This is a genomic window from Solidesulfovibrio alcoholivorans DSM 5433, from assembly GCF_000702665.1.
Taxonomy (GTDB): Bacteria; Desulfobacterota; Desulfovibrionia; order Desulfovibrionales; family Desulfovibrionaceae; genus Solidesulfovibrio; species Solidesulfovibrio alcoholivorans.
Genome location: NZ_JNJA01000018.1, coordinates 43,214 through 67,487, shown reverse-complemented (window position 1 = coordinate 67,487; position 24,274 = coordinate 43,214). Strand labels below are relative to the sequence as shown.

Below are 24,274 nucleotides of genomic sequence, written 5' to 3'. Positions count from 1 at the left end.
CGCTGAAAACTTCCGTCGCTGGGACATTGAAAACCGTCCTCCTCGCTTGAGGACTATAGCTTAGCAGGCTGTCCAATTTTCCGCGACCACCTCACTTGATGCGCTCGCGGGTTTCCCGGCGCGTGAACTCATCGAAAAGAAGCTCGATTTCGCCATCAGGCTTCAAGTTGACGGTGACGCTTTTCGACCGCAACCACGCCAGCGGGTCAAACAGCTTGGGCATGAAGACAGGATACCGGGAGTAGGCGGGGAAGGGAACGGGGATATTGCCACGTCATTGCCACGCGCCCCAGGAAGCGACGAGAGCGGGCCGGGCCGACCTTTGGGCCATGGCGCGGGCGGGCTTGGCAAATATGGCTTCCCGTTCCTTCCTCAAAAAGTGGCAATAGGGTGGCAATAAAATGCAGGGCAAAAAGAAAAAGGGGCTAGCCTTTTGGGCTAACCCCTTGAATTCTCTGGTGGGCCATCAAGGACTCGAACCTTGAACCAACGGATTAAGAGTCCGCTGCTCTACCAATTGAGCTAATGGCCCGTGCGCTGCTCATGTGCGGCGAAGAAGCGGTTTACGCGGACGGGCCGGGGTTGTCAACGTGTTTGTGTGAAAAAATTTCGACAACCCCGACGCGCCATTTGCCGTCCGCTCGTAAATGACGTATCTTTTCTCGCTTGCAGATCGTAACCGCCGCGCTGCGCGGCGTACCCATAGGGCGCGCATGAGCCATATTCTCGGCATCAAGTTCCGTGACCACGGACAAGTTTATTATTTCGACTCCGGCCCCTTTGTCGTGGGCCTGGGCGACTGCGTCCTCGTCCAGACCGAGCAGGGCCTCGGCATGGGCAGGGTGGCTGTCGTCGCCGATACGCCGCCCCCGGATGCGGCCGAACAGGAAATCAAACCCATCTTCCGCCTGCCCACCCAAGAAGACCTGGACATCCAGTGCGAAAACGACGCCCTTGCCCGCGAGGCCCACGCCTACTGCCGCAAGTGCATCGAATCCCGCAACCTGGAAATGAAGCTCGTGGACGTCGAAGTGCTCCACGACCGCGGCAAGATCGTCTTCTATTTCACCGCCCCGGGCCGCATCGACTTCCGCGAACTCGTCAAGGACCTCGTCAAGGCCTACCACACCCGCATCGAACTGCGCCAGATCGGCGTGCGCCACGAAACCCAGATGCTCGGCGCCATCGGCAACTGCGGCCAGATGTGCTGCTGCCGCCGCTTCATGCGCAAGTTCGCGCCCGTGACCATCAAGATGGCCAAGGAACAGAACCTGTTCCTCAACCCGACGAAGATTTCCGGCATCTGCGGCAGGCTCCTGTGCTGCCTGTCCTTCGAGCAGGAAAACTACGAGCAGTTCCAGAAGAAATGCCCCCGCGTCGGCAAGAAGTTCTCCACCTCCCTGGGGCTGGTCAAGGTGCTGCGTACCAACCTTTTCCGCGAGACCGTCACCGTGCTCGACGAGGTCGGCGAGGAACGCGAGCTGACCGTGGACGAGTGGAGCACCGTGGCCGAGGCCAAGCAGCCCCTGCCGGAAGCGCCAAGCGCGCCGAAGGCCGATGAACGGTCCGGCGCGGGCGCAGGCGCGCATCCGGACACGGCGCGTCCGCCCCAGCGCCGGTCCGGCCCTCCCGTCGGACAGGGCCGCGGCGGAGGGCGGCCGGACGCCCGCGACCGTGATCGCGGGAGGCCCCAGGCCCCTGCCGCGGCCCGACCAGATGGAGACGCGCCGGCCGATACGGCGGACGCTCCGGCGTCCCCACGCCCCGAGCGCGACGCTTCCGGACGCAATTCCAGGCGTCCCCGCCGCGCCGGGCGCAAGCATTCCAAGCCGCAGCAGGGCGGCGAACAAAACCCCCGCCCGTCCGGGCGCAAGCCGGACGATCGCGCCTCCGGCCGCCCCGAGGGCCGTCCCGAAGGCCGCCACGGCGGCAAACCCTCTTCCCGTGACCCGGAGACCGGATCGTGAACCGCTTTTTCATCACCACGCCCATTTATTACGTCAACGCCAAGCCCCACCTGGGGCATGCCTATACGACCATCGTGGCCGACGCCCTGGCCCGTTTTCATGCGCTCATGGGCGAAGAGGTCTATTTCCTCACCGGCACCGACGAGCACGGGGACAAGATCGCCGAGGCGGCGCAAAAGGCCGGACAGACGCCCAAGGAATACGCCGACGCCATCAGCGGCCTGTTCAGCGCGCTGTGGCCCGAGCTCGGCATCACGCCGACGCGGTTCATTCGCACCACCGACCCGGACCACCGCAAGGCCGTGCAGACGGCCCTGCAGCGCGTCTACGACAAGGGCGACATCTACTTCGGCGAGTACGGCGGGCATTACTGCAAGGGCTGCGAGCGCTTCCTCACCGAAAAGGAGCTCGTCGACGGCCTGTGCCCGGATCACAAGGTCAAGCCGGAATACATCGCGGAGAAGAACTACTTCTTCCGCATGTCCAAGTACCAGGGCCAGCTTCTTGCGCACATCAAGGCCAACCCGGACTTCATCCGGCCCCGGCAGTACCGCAACGAGGTCGTGAGCCTGCTCGAATCCGGCGCGCTCGAGGACCTGTGCATCTCCCGGCCCAAGTCGCGCCTGACCTGGGGCATCGAGCTGCCGTTCGACACGAATTTCGTCACCTACGTCTGGTTCGACGCGCTGCTCAATTACCTCACGGCCATCGGCTGGCCCGACGACCCGGACTACGCCTCCTGGTGGGGCGTGGCCGAACACCTCGTGGCCAAGGACATCCTCAAGCCCCACGCCGTGTTCTGGCCGACCATGCTGCTGTCGCTCGGCGTGCCGCTGTATCGGCACCTCAACGTCCACGGCTACTGGCTCGTGCGCGACACCAAGATGTCCAAGTCGCTCGGCAACGTGGTCGAGCCGCTGGCCATGGCGCAAAAGGCCGGACTCTCGGGCATGCGCTACTTTCTCCTGCGCGAGATGGTCTTCGGCGCGGACGCGAGCTTCACCGAGGAGGCCTTTGCCGGCCGCTTCAACGCCGATCTCGCCAACGACCTCGGCAACCTGGCCAACCGCAGTCTGGCCATGACCACCAAGTATTTCGGCGGCACGTTGCCCGAAGGCGGGGAGGACGATGCGGCCGACGCGGCGCTTGCGACCCTTGCCGCCGAGGCCGTGGACAATTTCCTTCAGCTTTTCGGCGCGGCGCAGTTCTCGCGGGCCCTCGAGGCGTTGTGGGAGCTCGTGCGCGGGCTCAACAAATACATCGACGCCATGGCTCCCTGGACGCTGGCCAAGGAAGGGCGCACGGCGCGCCTCGGTACGGTCATGGCCCAGGCCCTGGGCGGCCTGCGCCTGGCGGCCGCGTGCCTGCTGCCGGTCATGCCCGAGGCCGCGGCCACGCTTTTGCGACAGCTCGGCGCGGACCCGGACGCCGTTTCCCTGGCCGGTCCGGACCGCGTCTTTGCGCCGCTGCCCGCCGGTACGGCCGTGGCCGCCACATCCAACCTCTTCCCGCGCCTGGAGGCCCCGGCCAAGGAGGCGGCCCCGGCCGCCGCGCCCAAGGCCAAAAAGGCGGCCAAGGCCGAGAAGAAGCCCGCGGCCAAGCCCGAGCCGGCGGCGGAAGTGGATTTCGAGGATTTCGCCAGGCTCGACCTGCGCGTGGGCGTGGTCGTCGCGGCCGCACCCGTGCCCGGGGCCGATCGGCTCTACGCCGTGTCCGTGGACATCGGCGAAGCCGCGCCGCGGCCGGTCGTCGCCGGGCTGGCCGAACATTTCGTCCCGGATGAGCTCGTCGGGCGGCAGGTGGTGCTCGTGGCCAACCTCAAGCCGCGCACGCTGCGCGGGGCGACCTCCCACGGTATGATCCTGGCCGTCAAGAGCGCCGCCGGCATGGCCCTGCTCGGGCCGTCCAAGCCTGTTGCGCCAGGCGACAGGGTTTCCTGAGGCCTGGCACACGATTTTCCCAAAAATGGAAATCCTGGCAAGGGATTGACTTGCCCCTTTCTTGTGCTACGAGCAGGTGAAACCTGCGCGTCAGTTGTGCGTCCTGTTCCTGCCGGCACGGCCTGACGGCACGGTTTCTCTTTTTTGCGCGGAGTTCGGGAGGGGGCATGCGTATTTCGTTGCGGCTACGGTTGACGCTCACGACGATCATCGGCTTCTTTTTGACGGTGCTCATCGCCAACGGGGCTGCCACCTGGCGGCTGTCGGATCTGGCGGAGTCGGCCAAGGCCGAACTGGCCAGGGTCGAGCGGGACCGGGACGCGGGGGATAAGGAGCGGCTGCGCACCGACCTGGCCGCGCTGTCGCGGGACATGGACGCGCTGCCGGGCAAGGCGGCGACCGCCTCGTGGCTGGCCGGTCTGGCCGCCGCAGCGATTCTGGCCGGCGTCTTCCTGGCCATCCTCGACCGCTATCTGATGCGCCCCCTGGAGATGCTGGCCGGGTACGCCGATCGGGTGGGGCGGGGCGATACGGCCGCCCTGCCGGAGGACAACCGGTTCCACGGCCGGCTCGGCGTGCTCAAGGCGAGCCTCGAGGCCATGGTGCGCGAACTCGAGCGCCAGCTCGCCCTGGCCCGGGAGCGGGCCGAGGCCGTGGCCGCCCATGCCGCGGCGGCGGAAGAGGCTTCCCAGGCGGCGAACCGCGCCGGGAAAAAGGACCAGGCCAGAAGGCTCGGCATGCTTGCCGCCGGCGAAACCCTGGAAGGCGTGGCCGACTCCATCAAGAAGGCCACGGCCGACCTGCGCGAAGATGCCCGCACGGTCAGCCTCGGGGCCGAGGAGCAGAAGGGCCTGATCGACGACACCGCCGCTTCGGTCGGCGTCATGGTCCAGTCCACCGTCGCCGTGGCCCAGAGCGCCGAGAAGGCCGCGGAAGCGGCCGAAGAGGCGCGCAGACGCGCCGCGGACGGCGCGGAGGTCGTGGACGCCTCCGTGGCCGCCATCGGCCGGGTGAGCACGCTCGCCGCGGAACTCAAAACCAACATGGCCGAACTCGGCAAGCAGGCCGAATCCATCGGCCAGGTCATGACCGTCATTTCCGACATCGCGGACCAGACGAACCTGCTTGCCTTAAATGCCGCCATCGAGGCGGCGCGCGCCGGAGAAGCCGGGCGCGGCTTCGCCGTGGTCGCCGACGAGGTGCGAAAGCTCGCGGAAAAGACCATGTCCGCCACGGCCGAGGTCGCCCGCGTCATCCAGGCCATCCAGCAGGGCACCTTCGACAACGTCCGGCACATGGACCAGGCCGCCGGGGCCGTCGCCAGCGCCACGGACCTGGCCGGGCAGTCCCGCGACGCCCTGGGGCAGATCGTGCGCCTCTCCGGCGACGCCGCCTCCCAGGTCGGGGCCATCGCCGCGGCGTCGGACGAGCAGGTGGCGGCCAGCGAGCGCATCCAGCACGCCATCGACCGGGTGCGCGACCTTTCAGGGAGCACCACCGAGGGTATGGTCCGTTCCGCCGGCACCATCGAAAACCTCGGCGGCGAGATCGAGGAGCTCATCAAGCTCAACGGCGTATTCAAGCTCATCGGCCAGGGCACGGCCCAGGACGTGGTGGAGGCGCTCGCCGCCGCGCCGGAGATGGCCGGCATGGCGCAGGGGCCCATGGAGGCGCTCATGCGTCGCGCCCTGGCGGGAAATGCCTTTCTCGAATTGCTCTACGCCACGGACGCATCCGGTGTGCAGGTGACGGAGAACATCGCGCCCGCCGGCTTCGGCGGCGGCAAGGGGGGCTCGGTGCGCGGCAAGGACTGGTCGCGACGCCCCTGGTTCGTCTCGGCCATGGAAAACCAGGACACGTCCATTTCGCCCATCTATATTTCCGAAGCATCCGGCGAATACTGCCTGACGATCTCCGCGCCCATTTTCGGCGACGGGCGCATCCTTGGCATCCTTGGCGCGGACATCAAGGTCTTCGGCTAGGGGGCGCGCGGGACGCTCGTGTGACTTTTCTGTGACTTATTGCCCCCGCGCGTCCACCGTTTCCGTCTCCCGAATGATTCCGTTCCCTTCACCTCGTCCCTGCATGTCCCGATGCCCTTGCCTGTCCGCGCAAGGAACGTGGAATATGCGTTTTCGAATCTTGGCGTATCGCCTGGCGAACGGCCTTTGGCGACGTCTTCTGTACGCTTGCCGTGGACGCATGTTTTTGTCGGCGAAGCATCGCATTATGGTCTCGGTCGGAGGGGGGTGGCAGGGGGCGGGAGATGGGGCGATGATGCTGATAAGGGAAATTGGATTTTCTGTATATCGATACAGAGAGGATGGCGGAGGAAAGAAACGTAGTGTACGGAGGCCCGTCCGATGTGCAGGAAGATGTCTCTGCATAGCTCATGTATTTTCGTTTGTTGTAGTCGTTTATTGTTAAAATTGTATAAAAAAATGATGTTGTTGGAGTGGGAATTAAACTTATGTGTTTCATGTCTGGACTGATCCTTTATGCTTCACCGCACTGTCATTCTTGATCGGAACTTTCAAACGCGATATCAGGAGCAAGGATGCCCGTTTTCCATTGTGATTTCCTCGGGAATATGGTCTGCGTTGCGTGGGGCGGCGCTCCGGAAAGGGCGGTTTTTCGCTTTTTTCAGCTTGTTGGCGCACATTTTGCCCACTGCGGGAGAAGGATGGATTGACATCGGCAAGCTGGGCGGATATTCCTGTGAAGCCTTAAGGGGCATGCGCTGTTGGTTTTCTGTGGTTTTGACAAAAATCGGGATTATCAAGGGCGCGTGTACGAGGATAGGGGAAGCGTTAACAAGTTATTATCGTTCATAATTTATAACGGGAGGGCAACATGGCGACATTATCCGGAGGCGGCGGGCTGTTCGACTTCACTTCGCTGTTTCAGAATCTCGGGGGAGACACGGGCACCGGCGGTTTTCTCGGCTTCGGCACCACGGGCACCGGCGGCTTCGACCTGACGGGCGGTCTCACTGGTACGGGCTTCGGTCTGGATTTCACGAGCCTGTTCGGCGGGGGGACCGGCGGTTTTTCGCTGGATCTCACGAGCCTGTTCGGCGGCACCACGACCGACCTGTTCTCGAGCTTCGGCACGACCGGCTCGACGCTGGACTTCTCGTCCCTGTTCGGCAGCGGCGGCACGACGTTCAACTTCTTCTCGTAGTAATTTCGATTCCTATCGAGCATAGCGGCCCGGAAGAACGGCAGGTTCTTCCGGGCCGCTGGGTTTTGGCGCACGAAACGGAGGGGCGGGCTCTTAGGAGGACGCCGGCGGCGTCGTCCGGGCGAAAGCGGCGAAGCGCTGGTCCTCGTTGCGAATGTGGTTGATGAACCAGTTGCCCAGGAACTCCAGGGTTTCCAGGGAGAGCAGGCCCGGCCCCTCGCCCACGCGGCCTTCCAGGTCGCGCAGGCGCTGCGTGAACGTGCCGTGCAGGCGGCAGTGGGCCGCGTAGCCCGGATAGCCGTGTGCCCGCATGAGCGCTTCCTCGTCCGCGAAATGGCCTTCGGCGTAGGCGCGCATGCCCTGGAAGGCGTCCAGCACGCCCTGGCGGTGCTGCCCCGCGCCGATGCGTTCCGCCAGTTCGCCGAGCATGTCCAGAAACATGCTGTGCTGCTCGTCGATGCTCGCAAACCCCGTGCGCAGGCTGTCGTCGAAAACCGGTTGCGCCATCACGTCGCTCCTGGTCAGCGGGGCAGGTAGCCGTTGTCCGATCCGGTCTTGGCCGCGGGCTTTTTCGACACGGCCGGGGCATGGCGCTCCTGCCAGCAGGCGCGCTCGGCTTCGAGCAGGCCCCAGTTGGTCAGCTTGACCGTGTTGCCGTGGCCGATTTCCGGGTCTTCTCCTTCGGCGCGTTGCAGGATCAGGCTCACCGGCCGCAACCAGGGATCGGAAAAGCTCCACTTGTTGCCCATGAGCCGCCCGTCGATCTCGCCCTTGTATTCGGTGGGGTCGCCGTAGCGGGAGAGCATCTCGCCGCTGATCTTGCGGAAAAAATCCAGGCTTTCGTCGCTGTAGCGCATCTTGATGCGGGCGATGCGACCCGGCGCGGCACAGGTGCCGACCAGGACGTAACCCTTGTCGAAATGGGCGTCGGCGCGCACGGGGATGCGCCGCAGCCACGGCGCGTCGCCGACGCTGCGGGCCTTGGACAGGACGAGGCGGCCCTTGTACTGGCCGGCCGCGTCGCCGAGGCTGATGCCGGCCAGGGTGGACGGGGCCTGCGCATGGGCGCTTGCGGCGGCGAGCAGGAGCAGGACAAGGAACGGCCATGGGCGGACAAAGGACATGCGAACTCCTCGATCGCCCGGAATCGGGCATGACGCGGCCGCCGGCCGCGGACGTAAGGCCGCGATCCGGGCGGCTACAGTTTCTTGCCGAACCGCGTGGTGTCATGCACCCCGCGCCGGGCGATCTCGCGGGACTTGAAGCTGTCGAAATCGAATTTCCCCGGTGCGATGGCGTCGTGGCGCTTGCGCGCGGTCTTGCCGATGAAAATCCACAGGCACAGGCTCAGGGCCAGAAACAGGCCTGCGATGATGAAAACCGTTTCCCACATTGGCTACGTATAGCCGCAAAAGCCGCGGCTGTCATCCGGCCGGAAGCGCCGACGCGGCCTCGCGGAAAAGGGCTTCCAGGTCGTCGGCCACCCGGGCCAGGGCGGCCACGGCCGTGGCGGATTCGTCCATGGCCCGGCTCGTGTCCTCGGCCGCGCCGGCGATTTCGCCGCCGGCCTTGCCCGCCTCTTCCCCGGCGGCCTGTTGCGTCGTGGCCGCCTCGGCGATGGCGCGGATGTGCGTCGAGGTCCGCTCGGCGAGCTCCAGAATGGCGCCGAGCCCTTCGCCGGCCTCGCGGCTGATGGCCGCGGCCTCGCCGACCAGGGCCACGGCCTCGGTCGTGGCGCGGCTGTTGGTTTCGGCGCTGTCGCGGATGGCCGTGACCGTGCGCTCGACTTCCTTGGTGGCGGTCATGGTCTTTTCCGCGAGCTTTCTGACCTCGTCGGCGACCACGGCGAAACCGCGCCCGGCTTCCCCGGCGCGCGCCGCCTCGATGGCGGCATTGAGCGCAAGCAGGTTCGTCTGGTCCGCGATGTCCGAGATCACGCCCAGGATGCCGCCGACCTCGCGGGCCTGGTCCGACAACGCGCGCATGTGCTCGCCGAGCGCGCCGGCCTTTTGCGAAAGCGCCTCCATCCCGGAAAGCACCTGCGCCATGGTTTGGGAGGCCTCGCCGGCGCGCTGGCGCGTCGCGCGCGCGGCGGCGTCCGTTTCCCGGGCCTGGTCGGCGATGTGGCTGGCCGAGCGGCCAAGCCGCTCCATGGCGTCGCCCACGCGCGCGAGGCGTGCGCGCTGGTCCCGGGCGGCCTGGCTCGCCCGGGCGACCCGGTCGGACAGGGTTTGCGCGGTTGCGGCCACGTCTCCGGCAAGCGCTCCCGCCTTGCCGGCGCGCGCGGCGATGGCCTCGTTTTGGCTGCTCAGCGCCGCTTCCTTGGCGTGCAGTTCCGTGACGTCGAGGTAGAGGCACAGCCCGCCGATGATGCTTCCGGCCGCGTCTTTCAAGGGGAAGACGTTGTAGAACACGTCGCGCCGGCCGCCCTTGTGCCCGGTGATGGTCACTTCCTTGTTGGAAAAGACCATGTCCTGGCGCATGGCCTTGCCGACCACCGTTTCCCGGCCGGAGTCGTTGTAGAAGACCTCGGCCAGGGTGCGGCCGAGCTGGCTTGCCGGCGGGGCGTCGATCTCGAGCATGCGCATGGTCGCTTCGTTGGTGTACAGCGTGCGCTCCCTGGGATCGACCAGCAGGAAGGGGATGGGCAGCCCCCCCGTGATGCCGGTGAGGAAGCCCTGCGTGGTGCGTGTGGCCTCGGCCAGGGCGGCAAGCGCCGGAGCCAGGGCGGCGGGCGTCGCGTCCGGGATGCGGCCGCGACCGGAGCCGAGGACCTCGAAGGCCTGCAACAGGGTGTCGTGTTCCGCTTTTCGCCGGTTCTCGGCCGTCAGCACGGCCGCCGCGGCAAGCGCCGCCGGCAGGGCGGCCGCGCCGAGCGCCGTTCCCGCGCCGATGCCCGAAACGAGGCCGACTCCCGCCGCCACGGCGAGCGAACCCGCCACGCCCCCAAGCCAGAGCCATGTCCGCGCGTGCATAGGACATCTCCCTTCATGTTCCGCCAGTGAGGAAAAAAACGCTCCTCCCCGTTGCGCCGCCTCGCGGGGGCGGCGTCAAGGCATGCGCAGCATGCGGTGGGGCCCGCCGGTCGTGGTCATCTGCCAGACTGTGCCGTCCTTGACGAAATAGCGCGAGCCGTCATAATTGGCGGTTACGGATTCGCCGTCTATGACCGCCCCGGTCCAGTCCTTGAACGTGGCCAGGGTTTTGCCGTCCATCACATAATAGAACATGGCGTAGCGGTCGCCCTCGCGCACGAGGCAGAACTCGTACTTGTTGGGGCGATTGTACTCGCTTGGACTGCTGCGGATGTAGCAGCCGACGAGCAGCGGATCGGGGGCCTTGTTCACGGAGGCGTAGACGCCGGGCTTGCCGGAAGCGTCCTTGGAGCTGATGGCGTACAGGCCGTTGCAGGCGCAAAGGGCCAGGGACGCACAGGCGAGACAGACGGCGGTCAGCAGGCTGCGCATGGCGGAGGCTCCTTTTTAAGGAAAATGAGGGTTCTCATTTTTATTCCTTTTCCTCATTGCTGTAAAGCCGCTGCGCCGTTTGGTCGCTTCTGGCGGCGGGTGGAGCGCGTTTTATGACGACACGCAGGATTTTCACGGTCCTTGGCTGGTGCCTGGCGCTGGCGCTTCTTGCCGGCTGCGCCCGCATCGGCGTCAAGCCCGTGTCCATGGATACGCGGACCCGGGAGTTCGATCGCACGGCGCTCAATTCCTCCCGCCCCTCGGAGCGCTCCCTTGTCTTCGTGCGCCAGCGCGATCTGGAAACGGCCTGGAAGGCCGACGCCGAATCCATGCTTCTGGCCCTGGACCGGGAGGCGCGCGCGCTTAAGGACCGCGAAGCCTTTTTCGTGCTCTCGGAATTGTGTTATTACGAAGGGAAGAAAGCGCACGCCGACAAGGAGCGCGCCGCTTCCTGCTATCTGTCGAGCGCCCTTTACGCCTACGCCTACCTGTTCGACGACGCCCTTGCCCCGGAACTGGATATCTACCATCCCTATTCGCGTCAGGCCATGGAGTTCTACAACCGCTCCCTGGCCAACTACGCGCTCTACGCCCGCGAGGCCGGACTGGTCTACGCCGACGGCCGCGAACTGCCGTGGCTGCGTGGCAAGGTGCGCCTGACCGGGCGCTCCTCCCAGCTCGCCTTCGCCCCGGACGAGCTCGAAAGCTACCACCTTGCCTACGAATTCGAGGTCGTCGGCCTCACGCCGCAGCAGGTGCGCCTGGGGCTTGGCGTGCCCATGGCCGTGGTGCGCCGGCCGCCGCCCGAGGCCTCGCGCACGGCCGCGGACCGTTTCACGCCCAAGCTGCGCCAGACCTATGCCGCCACGCTCTTCCTGCGCTTTTCCCCGCGCCCCGAGGCCAAAACCTCCGGGGCCCTCGTCTACGATGCCACCCTGGAGGTGCACGACCCTATGCGCGGCACGTCCCTCACGGTCGAGGGCCGGCGCGTGTCCATGGAATACGACCTGACCACGCCGCTGGCGCTCATGATGCAGCAGTCCCCGGAGCCGAACGGCCTGGAAGGCATGATGAACCCGGCGGCCTGGGAAAAGCTCTCCGGGCTCTACATGTTGCAGCCCTACGACCCGGGCAAGATCCCCGTGGTCTTCGTCCACGGCCTGATGTCGAGCCCGACCACCTGGGCCAACGTCTTCAACGGCCTCATGGGCGACCCCGAACTGCGCGAGCGTTACCAGTTCTGGTTTTTTCGCTACCCCACGGGCAATCCCGTGCTCTATTCCGCCATGACCCTGCGCCGGTCCCTCGACGAGGTGCGCCATACCGTGGACCCGGACGGGACCAATCCCAATTTCGCGCGCATGGTGGTCGTCGGGCACAGCATGGGCGGGCTGCTTGCCAAGACCCTGGCCGAGGAGGGCGGCGACGCGCTCTGGGCGAAGGTGTCCAAGACACCGCTCGACGCCCTGGCCGTGCCGGCCAGGGACAAGGCCCTCGTGCGCGAGGCCTTCTACTTCACCCCCAGGCCCTACGTCTCCCGGATCATCTTCGTGTCCGTGCCGCACCGCGGCTCGGACCTTGCCCTGGGCGTGGTCGGCAAGATCGGGCGCGCGCTCATCACCTTGCCGGTCACGGTGCTCAAGCCGGTCACCAGCGTGGGCGCGGCCCTGCTGCGGGCCATGGGGCCGAGGGCCAAGGACAAGGACATGCCCGGGATCACCGGCATCGACAGCCTGTCTCCGAAAAATGCCATGCTCCAGGGGTTGGCCGAAGCGCCCATCGTCGTGCCCTACCATTCGATCATCGGCGACGAGAAGCAGGGCGGCCGCACCGGCGGCACGGACGGCGTGGTCCCGTACGCGAGCTCCCACCTCGACGGCGCGCAATCGGAACTGGTCGTCCATTCCGGCCACAGCGCCCACGAACATCCCCTGGCCATCCGCGAGATGCGCCGCATCCTGCTCCTGCATTTGCAGGAAGGCGCCGCGTCGCCCGCAGCCCCCTGAGCCCGCCCGGGCATCCGGTCGCCCCAGCCTCTTGCCCCCGAAGCCTGGGCCGCCTATACCTCTGTGCGCCACGAAACCGTCACGGGAACGCGACGGTTTCGTCACACGGGGAGAAGCTATGCCCAAGCGTTCGATCACGTTGCAGTTCCTGCTTTGGACCTGGGGGTTCTTCCTTCTGGTCCTAAGCGCCGTCTTCGTCTTCGCCACCGGCCGCGCCGAGCGGGCCGTGCTGGCCGAGGCCGAGGAACGGGCCAAAACCTCACTGGACCTCGCCGGGTTTCTCCTCACCAGGGAGCCGGGCCTCGACAGCGAACAGGCCCTTGCCGCCTTCGCCGACGCCTTGGGCCCGCACCTGGGATTTCGTCTGACCTACATCGTCGACGGCCGGGTGGTGGCCGATTCCGCGGTCCGCGCCGCCGAAGTGCCGGAGATGGAAGACCACGCCGGCCGGCCCGAAGTGCGCCAGGCCCTGGCCGGGGGCTACGGCCAGGACGTGCGCACGAGCCATACGCTCGGACGGGACATGCTCTACGTGGCGCGTTCCTGGTCGGGCAGGGAGGGGGTGCCGGCGGGCGTGCTGCGCCTGGCGCTGCCCATGTCCGCGCTGTCCGGGGAGCTGTCGCGCATCCGGGGCGCGATCCTCGCCGTTTTGGCGCTCGTGTTCGCGGCCGGGGGCGTGGCCGCCTACGGCCTGGCCCGCAGCATGTCCCGTTCGATCAAGGAGATCGCGGGCGTGGTCACGGCCGTGGGCCAGGGCCACTACGACCGGCGCATCCACATCGTGCCTGCCCGGGACTTCACGCCGCTGGCGTCGGCCATCAACCACCTGGCCGAGCGCATCGGCGCGCACGTGCGCGAGATCGAAGAGCGCCGCGCCCTGCAGGAGGCCACCCTCGAGAGCATGGCCGAGGGTGTGGCCATCCTGGACGGGGCCGGCCGCATCCTGGCCGCCAACCGGGCGCTGCGCGAGATGTTTCAAAAGCTCCCCGACCCCACGGGCCGCACGCCCATCGAGGCCGGCATGCCCCTTTGCGTGGAACGGGCGCTTGGCGCCTACGACCCCGCGTCCGGGCCGTGGGAGCGTGTGGGCCGGTTCGAGCTCGTAAGCGGCCGGGTGGTCGAAGTGGTGGTCGCGCGCCTGGCCGGCGACGCGGCCGGGGCGTCGCGGGTCGCCACCTTCCACGACGTCACCGAGGCCGTGACCATGGACCGCATTTTCCGGGATTTCGTCATCGACGTCTCGCACAACCTGCGCACGCCCCTGACCAAGGTGCGCGGCTTTGCCGAGACCGCCCGGGGCATGCTCCCCGCCGCGACGGGGGAGGAGGGCGCGGGGCCCGGTCCGGCCAAGTCCCTGGACGCGGTCATCCGCGCCGCCGACGACATGAAGGCGCTGATCGAGGAACTGCTCGCCGCCGCCCGGGAGCGCTTCGCCGCGGCCCGCGCCGCCGCGCCGGGCGGCGACGCCCTGTCCGCGCTCAAGCAGGCGCTGCTCCTTTCCGCGCCGCTTCTGCGCGCCAAGGGCGTGACGGCGAGGCTCGTGGGCGCGCCCGAAGGCCAGTACCCCGTGCGTGCGGACTACGACGACATGGTGCGGGCCTTTTGCGCGATCCTGTCCCAGACCCCGGACGCCGTGTCCCTGGCCGTCACCGTGACCACGGGCGACGGGCACGCGGAGTTGCGCTTCGAGGGGCCGGCCAATCTGGACATCGCCCTGCCCCAGGCCGAGCTGGCCGACGGCGGCGGGGAGGCGTTCCTCGACGGCGCGACCCGGGTGGTGCGCCTGCCCCTGGCCGGGAGCGTGGCCTGAGGACGGACGCCGACGATTTCGGGAAGTCGTCCGGACCTGCGGCTTCCCTGCATGCACACAACGAAAGCGGAGAAGCCATGGGTTTCAGCCTGTTCCCCAGGTCGGTGAAATTCTACGACCTTTTTGCCGAACAACACCGCAAGCTGGTCAAGGCGGCCATCATCCTCGACGAGCTTTTCACCAATTTCGACGACCTGGAGGAGCGCTGCAAGCGCATCACCATCATCGAATCCGAAGGCAACGCCATCAGCCGGCGCATCGCCAAGGAGCTCTCCCTCACCTTCATCACGCCCATCGACCGCGAGGACATCCACGAGATCAACCTTACCCAGGAAGACATCCTGAACCTCATCAAGGCCATCGCCTCGCGGGTGGGGCTTTTCGGCTTCGACCGCATCCGCTATCCGGCCCGGCGCATCATCTCCAACCTGCGGGCCATGATCGAGGAGGTCGGCCTGATCCTCGGTCGCATGCGGCAAAACAAGCAGGCCGAGGACCACTTCGCCCGGATCGAGGGCCTCAAGCACGAGTGCGAGACCCTGCTCATGGTCGGCATCGGCGAGCTTTACGACGGCGGGGACGAGAGGGGCGACTATGCCGCCATCCTCGACATCGTCAAATGGAAGCACCTGTTCGACCGCATCGAAGCGGCCGTCGAGCGCACCGAGGCGCTCTCCGACGTACTGGAAGGCGTGGTGCTCAAAAATGCCTGATTTCGCGCTGCTTATGGCCATCGTGGTCATCGCCCTGCTGTTTGACTTCACCAACGGGGCCCACGACAGCGCCAACGCCATCGCCACCATCGTCTCGACCAAGGTCCTCTCGCCCCTGGCCGCTGTGTGCATGGCCGGCGCGCTCAACCTTCTCGGCGCGTTTCTGGGCACGGCCGTGGCGCACACCATCGGCAGCGGCATCGTGCGCCCGGAAGTGGTGGCCGGCAGCCACGGCGTGGTCCTGGCCGCGCTGCTCGGGGCCATCGTCTGGAACCTGCTCACCTGGTACTGGGGCCTGCCGTCCTCGTCCTCCCACGCCCTGGTCGGCGGGCTCATCGGCGCGGCCGTCGCCTACGGCGGCTGGGACGCCCCGAGCTACGGCTCCATCGCGCACAAGATCCTGCTGCCCCTGGTGCTGTCCCCCCTGGCCGGCTTCGCCTCCGGCTACCTGCTCATGGTCCTGCTCTCCTGGCTCGTGCGCACGAGCTCCCCGCACCGGGTCAATTTCCTGTTCAAGAAGCTGCAAATCCTGTCCTCGGCCTTCATGGCCACGAGTCACGGCCTCAACGACGCCCAGAAGACCATGGGCATCATCACCCTGGCCCTGGTGCTCTCCGGCGAAATCCCGGAAATGACCGTGCCCTTTTGGGTCAAGCTCGCCTGCGCCCTGGCCATGGGCCTCGGCACGGCGTCCGGCGGCTGGAAGATCGTCAAGACCATGGGACACAAGATCTTCAAGCTCGAGCCCATCCACGGTTTCGCGGCCGAGACGGCGGCGGCGGCGGTCATTTGCGGCGCGTCGGCCCTGGGCGCGCCGATCTCCACCACGCACACCATCTCGACCACGGTCATTGGCGTTGGCGCGTCCAAGCGGCTTTCGGCCGTGCGCTGGGGCATCGCCGGCCGGCTGGTCGTGGCCTGGGTCATGACCATCCCCGCCGCCGCCGTGGTCGCGGCCTTGTGCTACTTCGTCCTGCGCGTTACAGGCGTGGCATCCTGATTGCCGTTCCCGGCCCCGCGGCGGCCGGCGGCCGGGGACGCCCATGAGCAAACTGCACCTGACGTTCGCCGACCGCATCGGCATCGTGGCCGACATCTCCTCCCAGCTCGCCAGCCACGGCTACAACATCGTGGCCATGGAAGTGGTGCAGAAGGAGGGCAGCGCCCACGTCTTCCTGGAGATCGACCCCGGCCGGCCGAAGTGCCCGCGCGAGGACATCCTCGCCATGCTGGCCACGTTCCCGGACCTCGCCCAGATCCGCTTCATCGAGGCGCTGCCCCACGAGAAGCAGGCCAATTTGCTGCGCATCGTGCTCGACAACATCGACGAATCCATCCTGGCCGTGGATGCCGAGGGCCGCGTGACCCTCGTCAACAGCGTGGCCAAGGCCAATTTCCGCTGCGAGGGCGCGGACGTCGTCGGCCGCCACGTCCGTGACCTGCCCCTGCCCGACTACGCCATTCTCGAGTGCCTGCGCGGCGGCCGCTACAACAACGTCAAGAAGAACCTGGCGCAGGGCCGCAAGCGCCTGCGCTACTTCGCCACCGGCCGGCCCATCCTCGACGCCTCGGGCGCGGTGCTCGGGGCCGTGGAGATCGCCCGCGACGCCGAGGACATCCAGGACCTCGCCCGGTCCATGACCGGCTTCGGGGCCGTGAGCTTCAACGACATCGTGGGCTCGAGCCCGGCCCTGCGCCAGGCCCTGGCCATGGCCGAAAAGATCGCCGCCACGGACGCCATCATCACCATCCGGGGCGAATCCGGCACGGGCAAGGAACTGTTCGCCCAGGCCATCCATGCCGGCAGCGGCCGTGAAGGGGCGTTCGTGGCCATCAACTGCGCCGCCGTGCCCGAGGCGCTGCTCGAAAGCGAACTGTTCGGCTACGTGGGCGGCGCGTTTTCCGGGGCGCGCAAGGAAGGGCGGCCCGGGCTCTTCGAGCTGGCCGGGGAGGGCACGGTCTTTCTCGACGAAATAGGCGAGATGCCGCTCGGGGCGCAGGCCAAGATCCTGCGCGTGATCCAGAGCCGGCGTGTGCGCCGCCTCGGCGACGGCCGGGAACTGCCCGTCGCGGCCCGCATCGTCACGGCCACCAATCGCAACCTCGAGGAACTCGTGGCAAAACGCCAGTTCCGCGAGGACCTCTATTACCGCATCAACGTCCTGCCCCTGACCATCCCCCCCCTGCGGGAACGCCGGGACGACATCCTGCCCCTGGCCGAGCATTTCCTCTTTCTGCTCACCGCGCGCCTGGGCAAGGAACTGCGCGCCTTCGACGAGGGCGCGCGGCACAAGCTGACGCGCCACCACTGGCCGGGCAATGTGCGCGAGCTCAAAAACGTGGTCGAGCGTTCGGCCATCCTCTGCGACGCGAGCGTGATCGATGCGGACGCCATCCTGCTCTTTCAGGAATCCGGGCGCGGCGTCGCGTACCCTGCCGCCATGGCCGGGGAGGCGGCGGGTTCCCTGCGCGAGGCGCTTGCCCGCTACGAGCGCGGCCTCCTGGAGGGGGCGCTTGCCGGGCGCAAGAGCATGCGCCGCGTCGCCCGCGAGCTCGGCATCTCCCATACGGCCCTGCGCAACAAGCTGCGCAAACACGGATTGGAAACATAAAATTCCATGTGGAATGATATGTTTCCACTTGTCTTTGTTTTTATTTCAACGTGATATCTGAATCCTTGGGGCTGCTGGAACGAAATAATTCCGTTGGCCTTTGGGACCAAGGCGATTGCGGCGGCACACGTTCGCAAGCGGTCTTGCGTCGCTTTCCCGCGCAGCTCAGCTAATTTCCTGTAAATATGGAGATTGTTCCCGGGAGTTTTTCCCGGGAATCCGGGAGGCACGCTCCCGCGGCAGCGCCCGCACCCGGAAGGGGATGTTGGCAAGGGACTTGCTTAACTGCCTGAAACGCGCATGGGCGCGGCGCACGCAACCTCAAAATCAAACCGGAGCAAGATCATGATCGTTGGCATCCTCAAGGAAATCAAATCCGAAGAAAATCGCGTCTGCATGACCCCCTCTGGCGTGGAAGTGATGTGCCAAAACGGCCATACCCTCCTCGTCGAACAGAACGCCGGGGCCGGCAGCGGCTTCGAGGACGCCGCGTACAAGGCCGCCGGGGCCGAGATCGTGGCCGCGGCCAAGGACATCTACGCGCGCGCCGACATGGTCATGCACGTCAAGGAGCCCATGCCCGCCGAGTACGACCTGATCCGCGAGGGGCAGATCGTGTTCACCTACCTGCACCTGGCCGCCGACGAGCGCCAGACCATGGCGCTGATCAAGAGCAAGTGCGTGGGCATCGCCTACGAAACCATGCAGAAGGCCGACGGCTCGCTGCCGCTGCTCACGCCCATGAGCGAAGTGGCCGGCCGCATGGCCATCCAGCAGGGCGCGAAATATCTGGAGATGGAGCACGGGGGCCTGGGCATCCTGCTCGGCGGCGTGCCCGGCGTCGATCCCGGCACGGTGGTGGTCATCGGCGGCGGCGAAGTGGGCGCCAACGCGGCCAAGATGGCCTGCGGCCTGGGCGCGAAGGTCTACATCCTGGACCTCGACCTGGACCGCCTGCGCTACCTGAGCGACATCATGCCCAAAAACTGCATTCCCCTGATGTCGAGCCCGGCCGTCATCCGCGACCTCGTCGCCCGCGCGGACGTCGTCATCGGCGCGGTGCTCATCCCCGGCGCCAAAGCGCCCAAGCTCGTCACCCGCGATATGCTCAAGACCATGAAGAAGGGCTCCGTGCTCGTGGACGTGGCCATCGACCAGGGCGGCTGCTTCGAGACCTCCAAGCCCACGACCCATGGCGACCCCATCTACACCGTGGACGGCGTGATCCACTACTGCGTGGCCAACATGCCCGGCGCGGTGGCCAAAACCTCGACCCTGGCCCTGACCAACGCCACGCTGCCCTATGCCCTGGAGATCGCCTCCAAGGGCTGGAAGCAGGCCATGCGCGACACCCTGGAGATCAAGAACGGGGCCAACGTCGTCGGCGGCAAGGTCACCTTCAAGGGCGTCTCCGACGCCTTCGGCCTCGAATACACTTCGGTGGAATCCCTGCTGTAGGACCCACGGCCCGGCGGGATGCCCGCGCGCGCCTCGCCAACGGACGCGGCCGCCGCGGCCGGGGAGGTTCCCCGGCCGTGGCGGCCGTCTCCGGGCGCGCCCGCGGACCGTCCCGCGCCGTTCCGGCAAGGACCGCGAAGGGGCTCCGGCGGCCCGCCGCCCGTCCCCAGCATATATCGGAAACCATGCGCTTCCTATCGCGGCATTTCATAAAAGCCCGGGGATGCGCCATGGAAGGCAAGGACACCACAACCGCCCAGCCGCCCTGCCGGCGGCGCGCAACGGAAAGCGAGGAGGTATCGCCAGGCAGCGTCGGTCCCCTGTGAAATCCAATTCAGGCATATCCTCTAAAAGCCCGAAGGAAATCCGATGGACACTCTGTGGAGAAGAAAAAGCGTCACGGCTCTGCAACAAGAGGCAAAGGCCAATAGCGGCTTCAAGAAAACCCTCGGCCCCGTCAACCTGACCGCCATCGGCATCGGCGCGGTCATAGGAGCGGGCATCTTCGTGCTCACGGGCAAGGCGGCGGCGGAATACGCCGGCCCCAGCGTCGTGCTCTCGTTCTTCCTGGCGGCGGTGTGCTGCGGCTTCGCCGGCCTGTGCTACGCGGAATTCGCGTCGATGATCCCCATCGCCGGCAGTGCCTACACCTATGCCTACGCCACCCTCGGCGAACTCCTGGCCTGGTTTATCGGCTGGGACCTCATCCTCGAATACTCCGTCTGCGCCGCCACGGTCGCCGTGGGCTGGTCGGGGTACATGGTCAGCTTCCTCAAAAGCCTCGGCATCCACATCCCGCCCCAGCTCATGGACGCGCCCGGCACGCATCTGGTCTACGTGACCCAGACCCTGTTCGAGAAGATGCACGTGTCCACGCCCGAGGGCTGGTACCAGCTGGCGGCTTACGCCAAGGACCTGAAACTGGCGGGGATCGACGCGGCCGGGCTTCCCCAGGCCGTCACCCTGTTCAACCTGCCGGCCTGCCTGATCGTGCTGCTGCTCACGGGCGTGCTGATCCGGGGCATCAAGGAATCGGCCACGGTCAACGCCTGCATCGTGGCGCTGAAGATCGTCGTCGTGCTGCTGGTGATCGGGGTCGGCTTCTTCTATGTCGTCCCGGCCAACTGGCTGCCATTTATTCCGCAAAACACCGGCGACTTCGGCCACTTCGGCGTCTCGGGCATCGTCCGGGCGGCGGGAGTGGTCTTTTTCGCCTACATCGGCTTCGACGCCGTCTCCACGACGGCCCAGGAAGCGCGAAACCCTCAACGGGACATGCCCATCGGCATCCTCGGCTCCCTGGTCATCTGCACCATCCTCTACGTGCTGGTGTCGCTGGTGCTGACGGGCGTCGCCCCCTACACCAAGCTCAACGTGTCCGACCCCGTGGCCGTGGCCATCGACGTCATGGGCATGCCCTGGCTGTCCATTCTGGTGAAGCTGGGGGCCATCGCCGGCCTGACCTCCGTGATCCTGGTCTTTCTGCTGGGCCAGCCCAGGATCTTCTTCAGCATGTCCCGGGACGGCCTGCTGCCGCCCGGGTTTTCCAAGATCCATCCCCGGTTCGGCACGCCGTTTATGACCACGCTCGTCACGGGCGTGACCGTGGCCCTCGTGTCGGGCTTTTTCCCCATCGGCATCCTGGGCGAGCTGGTTTCCATCGGCACCCTGTTCGCCTTCGCCATCGTCTGCGCCGGTGTGCTGGTGCTGCGCTACAAGCAGCCCGGACTGGCGCGGCCCTTCAAAACGCCGTTCATGCCCGTCACCCCCATCCTCGGCTGTCTCAGCTGTCTGTATCTGGCCGCCGGCCTGCCGCTGGACACCTGGTTGCGGCTGATTATCTGGATGGTCATCGGCATGGTCGTCTACTTCATGTACGGCATCAAGCACAGCAAGCTGCGTGTGGCCGAACCCGCCGAAGCTGTGGCGTTTGAGGCCGAGTCCTAGGACTCGGCCTGCCCGCACGCTGTCTGGAAAAACGGGGGGGCGCGCCTGCAAGCGCGCCCCCCGCGTAGTTCTTCACGGCATATTTCCTGTTCGCTCGGGGAATGGGATTTCTCCCCGAGAACGCGTCGCAATGACTGCCATGCCGGGCGGGAAGGCCATGTGTCCGGTAGGGACCGGAGGCTTGCCGTCGGGGAGGGTCCGGGAGGGGATCATCCCCTCCTGGCCGCCGGAGGCATCTTCTCTTCCTCTTCCCTCTTCTCTCTCCTTCTCCTCCTACGATGCCGTAGCGGCGACGCGGTCTTCCTGGCTCATGGCCGCGAGATTTCGCACCTCGGCCATGTCCAGGCCGAGGCCCGCGGCCACACGTTCGCCCCAGGTCGCGTCCGCCTTGTAGAACAGCGCGCATTGGCGTTTCTGGATGCGGGGCAGGGCGTTTTTCAGGTGCTCCACGATGTTGCCGACCAGATGCTCGCGGTCCATGGCATTCATGGCTTTGCGGTAGAGCTCGCCGGGCTGGGAGAAGTCGTCGTTGGGGTGCGTGTAGACGTCGCGGCCGGCCTCGCCCTCGAGGGGGAAGTGCGGCTCCAGGGCGGCGGGATCGGGAGACGGGCCGCCGAAGCTGTTGGGCCAGTAGTTGGGGCCCGCGCCGCCGCCGTCGTCGGTGCGCATGAAGCCGTCGCGCTGGTAGTTGGCGACCGTGGCCGCCTTGGGCGCGTTGACCGGGATCAGCTGGTAGTTGGGGCCCAGGCGGTGCAGGTGGGTGTCGTGGTAGGAGAAGAGCCGGCCTTGCAGCATCTTGTCCGGCGAAACGGAGATGCCGGGCACGAGGTTGCTCGGATTGAACGCCGCCTGTTCCACCTCGGCGAAGTAGTTGACCGGGTTGCGGTCGAGGGTGAGCCTGCCGACGACCAGGGGCGGCACGTCGGCGTGGGGCCAGACCTTGGTCACGTCGAAAATGTCGAAGCGGTAGTCCTTGGCCTGCTCCGGGGTCATGATCTGCATTTCCAGGGTCCAGGAGGGCGGGTTGCCCGATGCGATGGCGTTGTGGAGGTCTTCGGTCGCGTGGTCGGGATTGCCGCCAGCCAGCGCCTCGGACTCCTGGCGGGTCAGGTTCTTGATGCCCTGGTCGGTCTTGAAGTGGTATTTCACCCAGAAGTATTCGCCGGCGGCGTTGTACCATTTGTAGGTGTGGCTGCTGTAGCCGTTCATGTGGCGGTAGCCGTCCGGGGTGCCGCGGTCGGAGAAGAGCACGGTCACCTGGTGCAGGGACTCCGGGGTGAGCGACAGGAAGTCCCAGAACATGTTGGCGTCTTTGAGGTTGGTCTGCGGATTGCGCTTTTGCGTGTGGATGAAATCCGGGAACTTGAGCGGGTCGCGGATGAAGAAGACCGGCGTGTTGTTGCCGACCATGTCGTAGTTGCCGTCCTCGGTGTAGAACTTGAGCGCGAACCCGCGCGGGTCGCGGGCGCTGTCCGCCGAGCCGCGCTCGCCGCCCACGGTGGAAAAGCGCGCGAAGACCTCCGTGCGCTTGCCCACGGCGGAAAGGAATTTCGCCTTGGTGTAGCGGGTCACGTCGGCCGTGACCTCGAAGAAGCCGTACGCGCCCGCGCCCTTGGCATGGACCACGCGTTCGGGGATGCGTTCACGGTCGAAGTGGGCCATCTTTTCCAACAGGTGCACGTCCTGCATGAGCGCGGGACCGCGCGGGCCGGCTGTTGCCGTGTTAAGGTCGTTGCCGACAGGCGCGCCGAATCCCGTGGTCATGGTCTTTTTTTCCGGCATGTTCCGTCTCCCTGGCCGATGGGCCTCTTGCCGCCGGGGGCGGCCGGTTTTATGGATAGTCATTTTCTACAAGAGGCAGGCAAACATGGCAACGGGAAAATGAAAAAAAGCCGCAGCGTCCTGGCGCAAGGAGCGGCGGAATGCTGGCGGGAGGCCGGGAAAAAAGACTTTTCGTGGAAAGCTAGGCCGGGTCTTCGCTCTTGCCGGCCTGGCATTTCGGGCACAGGCCGTAGAAATCCAGGCGATGGGAAGTGATGGCGTAGCCGCTGGCCCGGGCCAGGGCCTCGGTCAGTTCGGTCAGGCCGTCCGCCGGCGGGTCGGCGATGGCCCCGCAGGCGAGGCAGATGCAGTGCGGATGGGGTGCGGGGCGCCTGGCGTCGTAGCGGTTGTCCTGGCCGCTGAACTGGAGTTCCAGGATTTCGCCGCATTCCTTGAGCACGGCGATGGTCTTGTAGACCGTGGCCAGGCTCATGTCGGGATGGTTGGGCAAAAGCAGGCGGTGGACGGCCTCGGCCGTGGGATGGAGCGGGCTTTCCACGAGCACGCGCAGGATGGCCAGGCGCTGGGGGGAAATGCGGCGTCCCATCCGGCGCAGGCGGCTGACCACGGCGTCGAGGCGCGAAGGAGCGGCGTTCATGGGCGCGGGCTTTCCGAAATTGCGGAGGCTGGGGGGAGGGGGACGCCAATGGCCATGGGGTTCCTCGGCGGCGGGCTCAGCGGGCGAGCATGGCCCGCAGGAGGTCGGCGCAGTTCTCGGCGCTGTGGCTGGCCCGGTAGACGTATTCCACGAACCGGATGACCTGGTAGACGCGGGCGAACTCCATGTCCGAGGCGTAGGCGGCGGCGATGAGCCCGCGTTTGGCCTTGACCACCTTGAGGTGCTGGGTGCGGATGTCCTGCATTCGCGCCTTGACCGTGCCGCGCTCGCCTTTGCCGCGCAGGATGAAGTTCACCGCTTCGGTCAGGGCCGCTTGCAGCAGGGCCACGGTCGTGGCCGCTTCCTCGACGCACAGGCGCGTGGCCTCGGCCAGGGGCGGCGGCACGTCGAACGGCGCGAGGTAGAGCCAGGTGACGGCCTCCTGCACGGCGTTGAGGATGTCGTCCTGGCGGCGCGTGTAGTCGAGGAACAGCGTCTTGTCCACGACCATGAGAAAGCCCGGGGGCAGGTGGTTGCGGATGCGGCGTTTGACCTTGTCGGCCTCGGCCTCCAGGATGTCGGTTTCGCTGACGAGCACGCGGAAGCCCTTGTCCGGCCGTTTTTCCAGGACGTGCTTGAGGGCTTCGTTTAAAAGCGCCATGCCCCGGGCCACGGGGCGGTAGTGGTCGAGCAGCCCCGGCAGGTAGTCCTGGCGGCGGGGGCCGAAAAAGCGCAGCGAGGCGGGCAGCATA

20 protein-coding genes and 1 tRNA gene are annotated in these 24,274 nt (G+C 66.6%); 11 read left to right on the top strand and 10 right to left on the bottom strand.

Features of this window, described 5'->3' with window-relative positions:
• Window positions 1-91: 91 nt before the first annotated feature.
• The gene (locus Q368_RS27305) at window positions 92-223 is read right to left on the bottom strand and encodes a hypothetical protein (RefSeq protein WP_281174650.1); all 132 of its coding nucleotides are present in this window, start codon (window positions 221-223) and stop codon (window positions 92-94) included.
• 233 nt (window positions 224-456) lie between these two features.
• Window positions 457-532, bottom strand: a tRNA-Lys gene (locus tag Q368_RS0120055).
• A gap of 181 nt (window positions 533-713) precedes the next feature.
• Between Q368_RS0120055 and Q368_RS0120050 the strand changes: the two genes are divergently transcribed.
• The 4 genes from Q368_RS0120050 (at window position 714) to Q368_RS0120035 (ending at window position 7,090) form a co-directional block, all read left to right on the top strand.
• A complete protein-coding gene (locus Q368_RS0120050) occupies window positions 714-1,967 on the top strand; it encodes a regulatory iron-sulfur-containing complex subunit RicT (RefSeq protein WP_029460825.1) in 1,254 nt (417 codons plus the stop codon).
• Window positions 1,964-3,907 carry a methionine--tRNA ligase gene (gene metG / locus Q368_RS0120045; RefSeq protein ID WP_029460824.1) on the top strand — a complete coding sequence of 648 codons (1,944 nt, stop codon included), beginning with the start codon at window positions 1,964-1,966 and terminating at the stop codon, window positions 3,905-3,907. Before Q368_RS0120050 ends, metG begins: the two co-directional genes overlap by 4 nt.
• Before the next feature lie 167 nt (window positions 3,908-4,074).
• Complete coding sequence (locus tag Q368_RS0120040; RefSeq protein WP_029460823.1) at window positions 4,075-5,889, top strand: methyl-accepting chemotaxis protein; 1,815 nt, start codon at window positions 4,075-4,077, stop codon at window positions 5,887-5,889.
• A gap of 871 nt (window positions 5,890-6,760) precedes the next feature.
• The gene (locus tag Q368_RS0120035; protein WP_029460822.1) at window positions 6,761-7,090 is read left to right on the top strand and encodes a hypothetical protein; all 330 of its coding nucleotides are present in this window, start codon (window positions 6,761-6,763) and stop codon (window positions 7,088-7,090) included.
• A gap of 93 nt (window positions 7,091-7,183) precedes the next feature.
• Here the strand turns inward: Q368_RS0120035 and Q368_RS0120030 are convergent, their stop codons facing one another.
• From Q368_RS0120030 to Q368_RS0120010, 5 genes are all read right to left on the bottom strand, one after another.
• The gene (locus tag Q368_RS0120030; protein ID WP_029460821.1) at window positions 7,184-7,597 is read right to left on the bottom strand and encodes a bacteriohemerythrin; all 414 of its coding nucleotides are present in this window, start codon (window positions 7,595-7,597) and stop codon (window positions 7,184-7,186) included.
• Window positions 7,598-7,611: 14 nt separating this feature from the next.
• A complete protein-coding gene (locus Q368_RS0120025; protein WP_029460820.1) occupies window positions 7,612-8,214 on the bottom strand; it encodes a hypothetical protein in 603 nt (200 codons plus the stop codon).
• Between the two features lie 74 nt (window positions 8,215-8,288).
• Window positions 8,289-8,483 (bottom strand): hypothetical protein, encoded by a 195-nt coding sequence (locus Q368_RS0120020; RefSeq protein WP_029460819.1) that lies wholly within the window; start codon window positions 8,481-8,483, stop codon window positions 8,289-8,291.
• Between the two features lie 31 nt (window positions 8,484-8,514).
• Window positions 8,515-10,065 (bottom strand): methyl-accepting chemotaxis protein, encoded by a 1,551-nt coding sequence (locus tag Q368_RS0120015; protein WP_029460818.1) that lies wholly within the window; start codon window positions 10,063-10,065, stop codon window positions 8,515-8,517.
• A 75-nt stretch (window positions 10,066-10,140) separates the two neighbouring features.
• Window positions 10,141-10,557 (bottom strand): hypothetical protein, encoded by a 417-nt coding sequence (locus tag Q368_RS0120010; protein ID WP_029460817.1) that lies wholly within the window; start codon window positions 10,555-10,557, stop codon window positions 10,141-10,143.
• Window positions 10,558-10,670: 113 nt separating this feature from the next.
• Here Q368_RS0120010 and Q368_RS0120005 point away from each other — a divergent pair, with 113 nt between their 5' ends.
• From Q368_RS0120005 to Q368_RS0119975, 7 genes are all read left to right on the top strand, one after another.
• The gene (locus tag Q368_RS0120005) at window positions 10,671-12,563 is read left to right on the top strand and encodes an esterase/lipase family protein (RefSeq protein WP_029460816.1); all 1,893 of its coding nucleotides are present in this window, start codon (window positions 10,671-10,673) and stop codon (window positions 12,561-12,563) included.
• A gap of 118 nt (window positions 12,564-12,681) precedes the next feature.
• Window positions 12,682-14,373, top strand: a complete 1,692-nt coding sequence (locus tag Q368_RS0120000) for a histidine kinase dimerization/phospho-acceptor domain-containing protein (protein ID WP_029460815.1) — start codon at window positions 12,682-12,684, stop codon at window positions 14,371-14,373.
• 77 nt (window positions 14,374-14,450) lie between these two features.
• Complete coding sequence (locus Q368_RS0119995; protein WP_029460814.1) at window positions 14,451-15,086, top strand: DUF47 domain-containing protein; 636 nt, start codon at window positions 14,451-14,453, stop codon at window positions 15,084-15,086.
• Window positions 15,079-16,086: an inorganic phosphate transporter gene (locus tag Q368_RS0119990; protein WP_029460813.1), complete on the top strand. Its 1,008-nt coding sequence runs from the start codon at window positions 15,079-15,081 to the stop codon at window positions 16,084-16,086. The genes Q368_RS0119995 and Q368_RS0119990 overlap by 8 nt, the downstream gene beginning before the upstream one ends.
• A 43-nt stretch (window positions 16,087-16,129) precedes the next feature.
• Entirely contained in the window at window positions 16,130-17,698 is a 1,569-nt protein-coding gene (locus Q368_RS0119985; RefSeq protein ID WP_029460812.1) for a sigma 54-interacting transcriptional regulator, read from the top strand.
• Between the two features lie 345 nt (window positions 17,699-18,043).
• A complete protein-coding gene (gene ald / locus Q368_RS0119980; RefSeq protein WP_029460811.1) occupies window positions 18,044-19,156 on the top strand; it encodes an alanine dehydrogenase in 1,113 nt (370 codons plus the stop codon).
• Window positions 19,157-19,525: 369 nt separating this feature from the next.
• The gene (locus Q368_RS0119975) at window positions 19,526-21,103 is read left to right on the top strand and encodes an amino acid permease (RefSeq protein ID WP_029460810.1); all 1,578 of its coding nucleotides are present in this window, start codon (window positions 19,526-19,528) and stop codon (window positions 21,101-21,103) included.
• 273 nt (window positions 21,104-21,376) lie between these two features.
• Here Q368_RS0119975 and Q368_RS0119970 read toward each other — a convergent pair whose 3' ends face one another.
• From Q368_RS0119970 to Q368_RS0119960, 3 genes are all read right to left on the bottom strand, one after another.
• Window positions 21,377-22,885 carry a catalase gene (locus tag Q368_RS0119970; RefSeq protein ID WP_029460809.1) on the bottom strand — a complete coding sequence of 503 codons (1,509 nt, stop codon included), beginning with the start codon at window positions 22,883-22,885 and terminating at the stop codon, window positions 21,377-21,379.
• A 181-nt stretch (window positions 22,886-23,066) separates the two neighbouring features.
• The gene (locus Q368_RS0119965) at window positions 23,067-23,522 is read right to left on the bottom strand and encodes a Fur family transcriptional regulator (RefSeq protein WP_029460808.1); all 456 of its coding nucleotides are present in this window, start codon (window positions 23,520-23,522) and stop codon (window positions 23,067-23,069) included.
• A gap of 76 nt (window positions 23,523-23,598) precedes the next feature.
• Window positions 23,599-24,273 (bottom strand): DUF47 domain-containing protein, encoded by a 675-nt coding sequence (locus tag Q368_RS0119960; protein ID WP_029460807.1) that lies wholly within the window; start codon window positions 24,271-24,273, stop codon window positions 23,599-23,601.
• Window position 24,274 lies beyond the last annotated feature (1 nt).

Coding starts and splice junctions, on each gene's coding strand:
- Q368_RS27305 (WP_281174650.1), bottom strand. CDS start 223: ATGCCCAAGCTGTTTGACCCGCTGGCGTGGTTGCGGTCGAAAAGCGTC.
- Q368_RS0120050 (WP_029460825.1), top strand. CDS start 714: ATGAGCCATATTCTCGGCATCAAGTTCCGTGACCACGGACAAGTTTAT.
- Q368_RS0120040 (WP_029460823.1), top strand. CDS start 4,075: ATGCGTATTTCGTTGCGGCTACGGTTGACGCTCACGACGATCATCGGC.
- Q368_RS0120035 (WP_029460822.1), top strand. CDS start 6,761: ATGGCGACATTATCCGGAGGCGGCGGGCTGTTCGACTTCACTTCGCTG.
- Q368_RS0120030 (WP_029460821.1), bottom strand. CDS start 7,597: ATGGCGCAACCGGTTTTCGACGACAGCCTGCGCACGGGGTTTGCGAGC.
- Q368_RS0120025 (WP_029460820.1), bottom strand. CDS start 8,214: ATGTCCTTTGTCCGCCCATGGCCGTTCCTTGTCCTGCTCCTGCTCGCC.
- Q368_RS0120020 (WP_029460819.1), bottom strand. CDS start 8,483: ATGTGGGAAACGGTTTTCATCATCGCAGGCCTGTTTCTGGCCCTGAGC.
- Q368_RS0120015 (WP_029460818.1), bottom strand. CDS start 10,065: ATGCACGCGCGGACATGGCTCTGGCTTGGGGGCGTGGCGGGTTCGCTC.
- Q368_RS0120010 (WP_029460817.1), bottom strand. CDS start 10,557: ATGCGCAGCCTGCTGACCGCCGTCTGTCTCGCCTGTGCGTCCCTGGCC.
- Q368_RS0120005 (WP_029460816.1), top strand. CDS start 10,671: ATGACGACACGCAGGATTTTCACGGTCCTTGGCTGGTGCCTGGCGCTG.
- Q368_RS0120000 (WP_029460815.1), top strand. CDS start 12,682: ATGCCCAAGCGTTCGATCACGTTGCAGTTCCTGCTTTGGACCTGGGGG.
- Q368_RS0119995 (WP_029460814.1), top strand. CDS start 14,451: ATGGGTTTCAGCCTGTTCCCCAGGTCGGTGAAATTCTACGACCTTTTT.
- Q368_RS0119990 (WP_029460813.1), top strand. CDS start 15,079: ATGCCTGATTTCGCGCTGCTTATGGCCATCGTGGTCATCGCCCTGCTG.
- Q368_RS0119985 (WP_029460812.1), top strand. CDS start 16,130: ATGAGCAAACTGCACCTGACGTTCGCCGACCGCATCGGCATCGTGGCC.
- ald (WP_029460811.1), top strand. CDS start 18,044: ATGATCGTTGGCATCCTCAAGGAAATCAAATCCGAAGAAAATCGCGTC.
- Q368_RS0119975 (WP_029460810.1), top strand. CDS start 19,526: ATGGACACTCTGTGGAGAAGAAAAAGCGTCACGGCTCTGCAACAAGAG.
- Q368_RS0119970 (WP_029460809.1), bottom strand. CDS start 22,885: ATGCCGGAAAAAAAGACCATGACCACGGGATTCGGCGCGCCTGTCGGC.
- Q368_RS0119965 (WP_029460808.1), bottom strand. CDS start 23,522: ATGAACGCCGCTCCTTCGCGCCTCGACGCCGTGGTCAGCCGCCTGCGC.
- Q368_RS0119960 (WP_029460807.1), bottom strand. CDS start 24,273: ATGCTGCCCGCCTCGCTGCGCTTTTTCGGCCCCCGCCGCCAGGACTAC.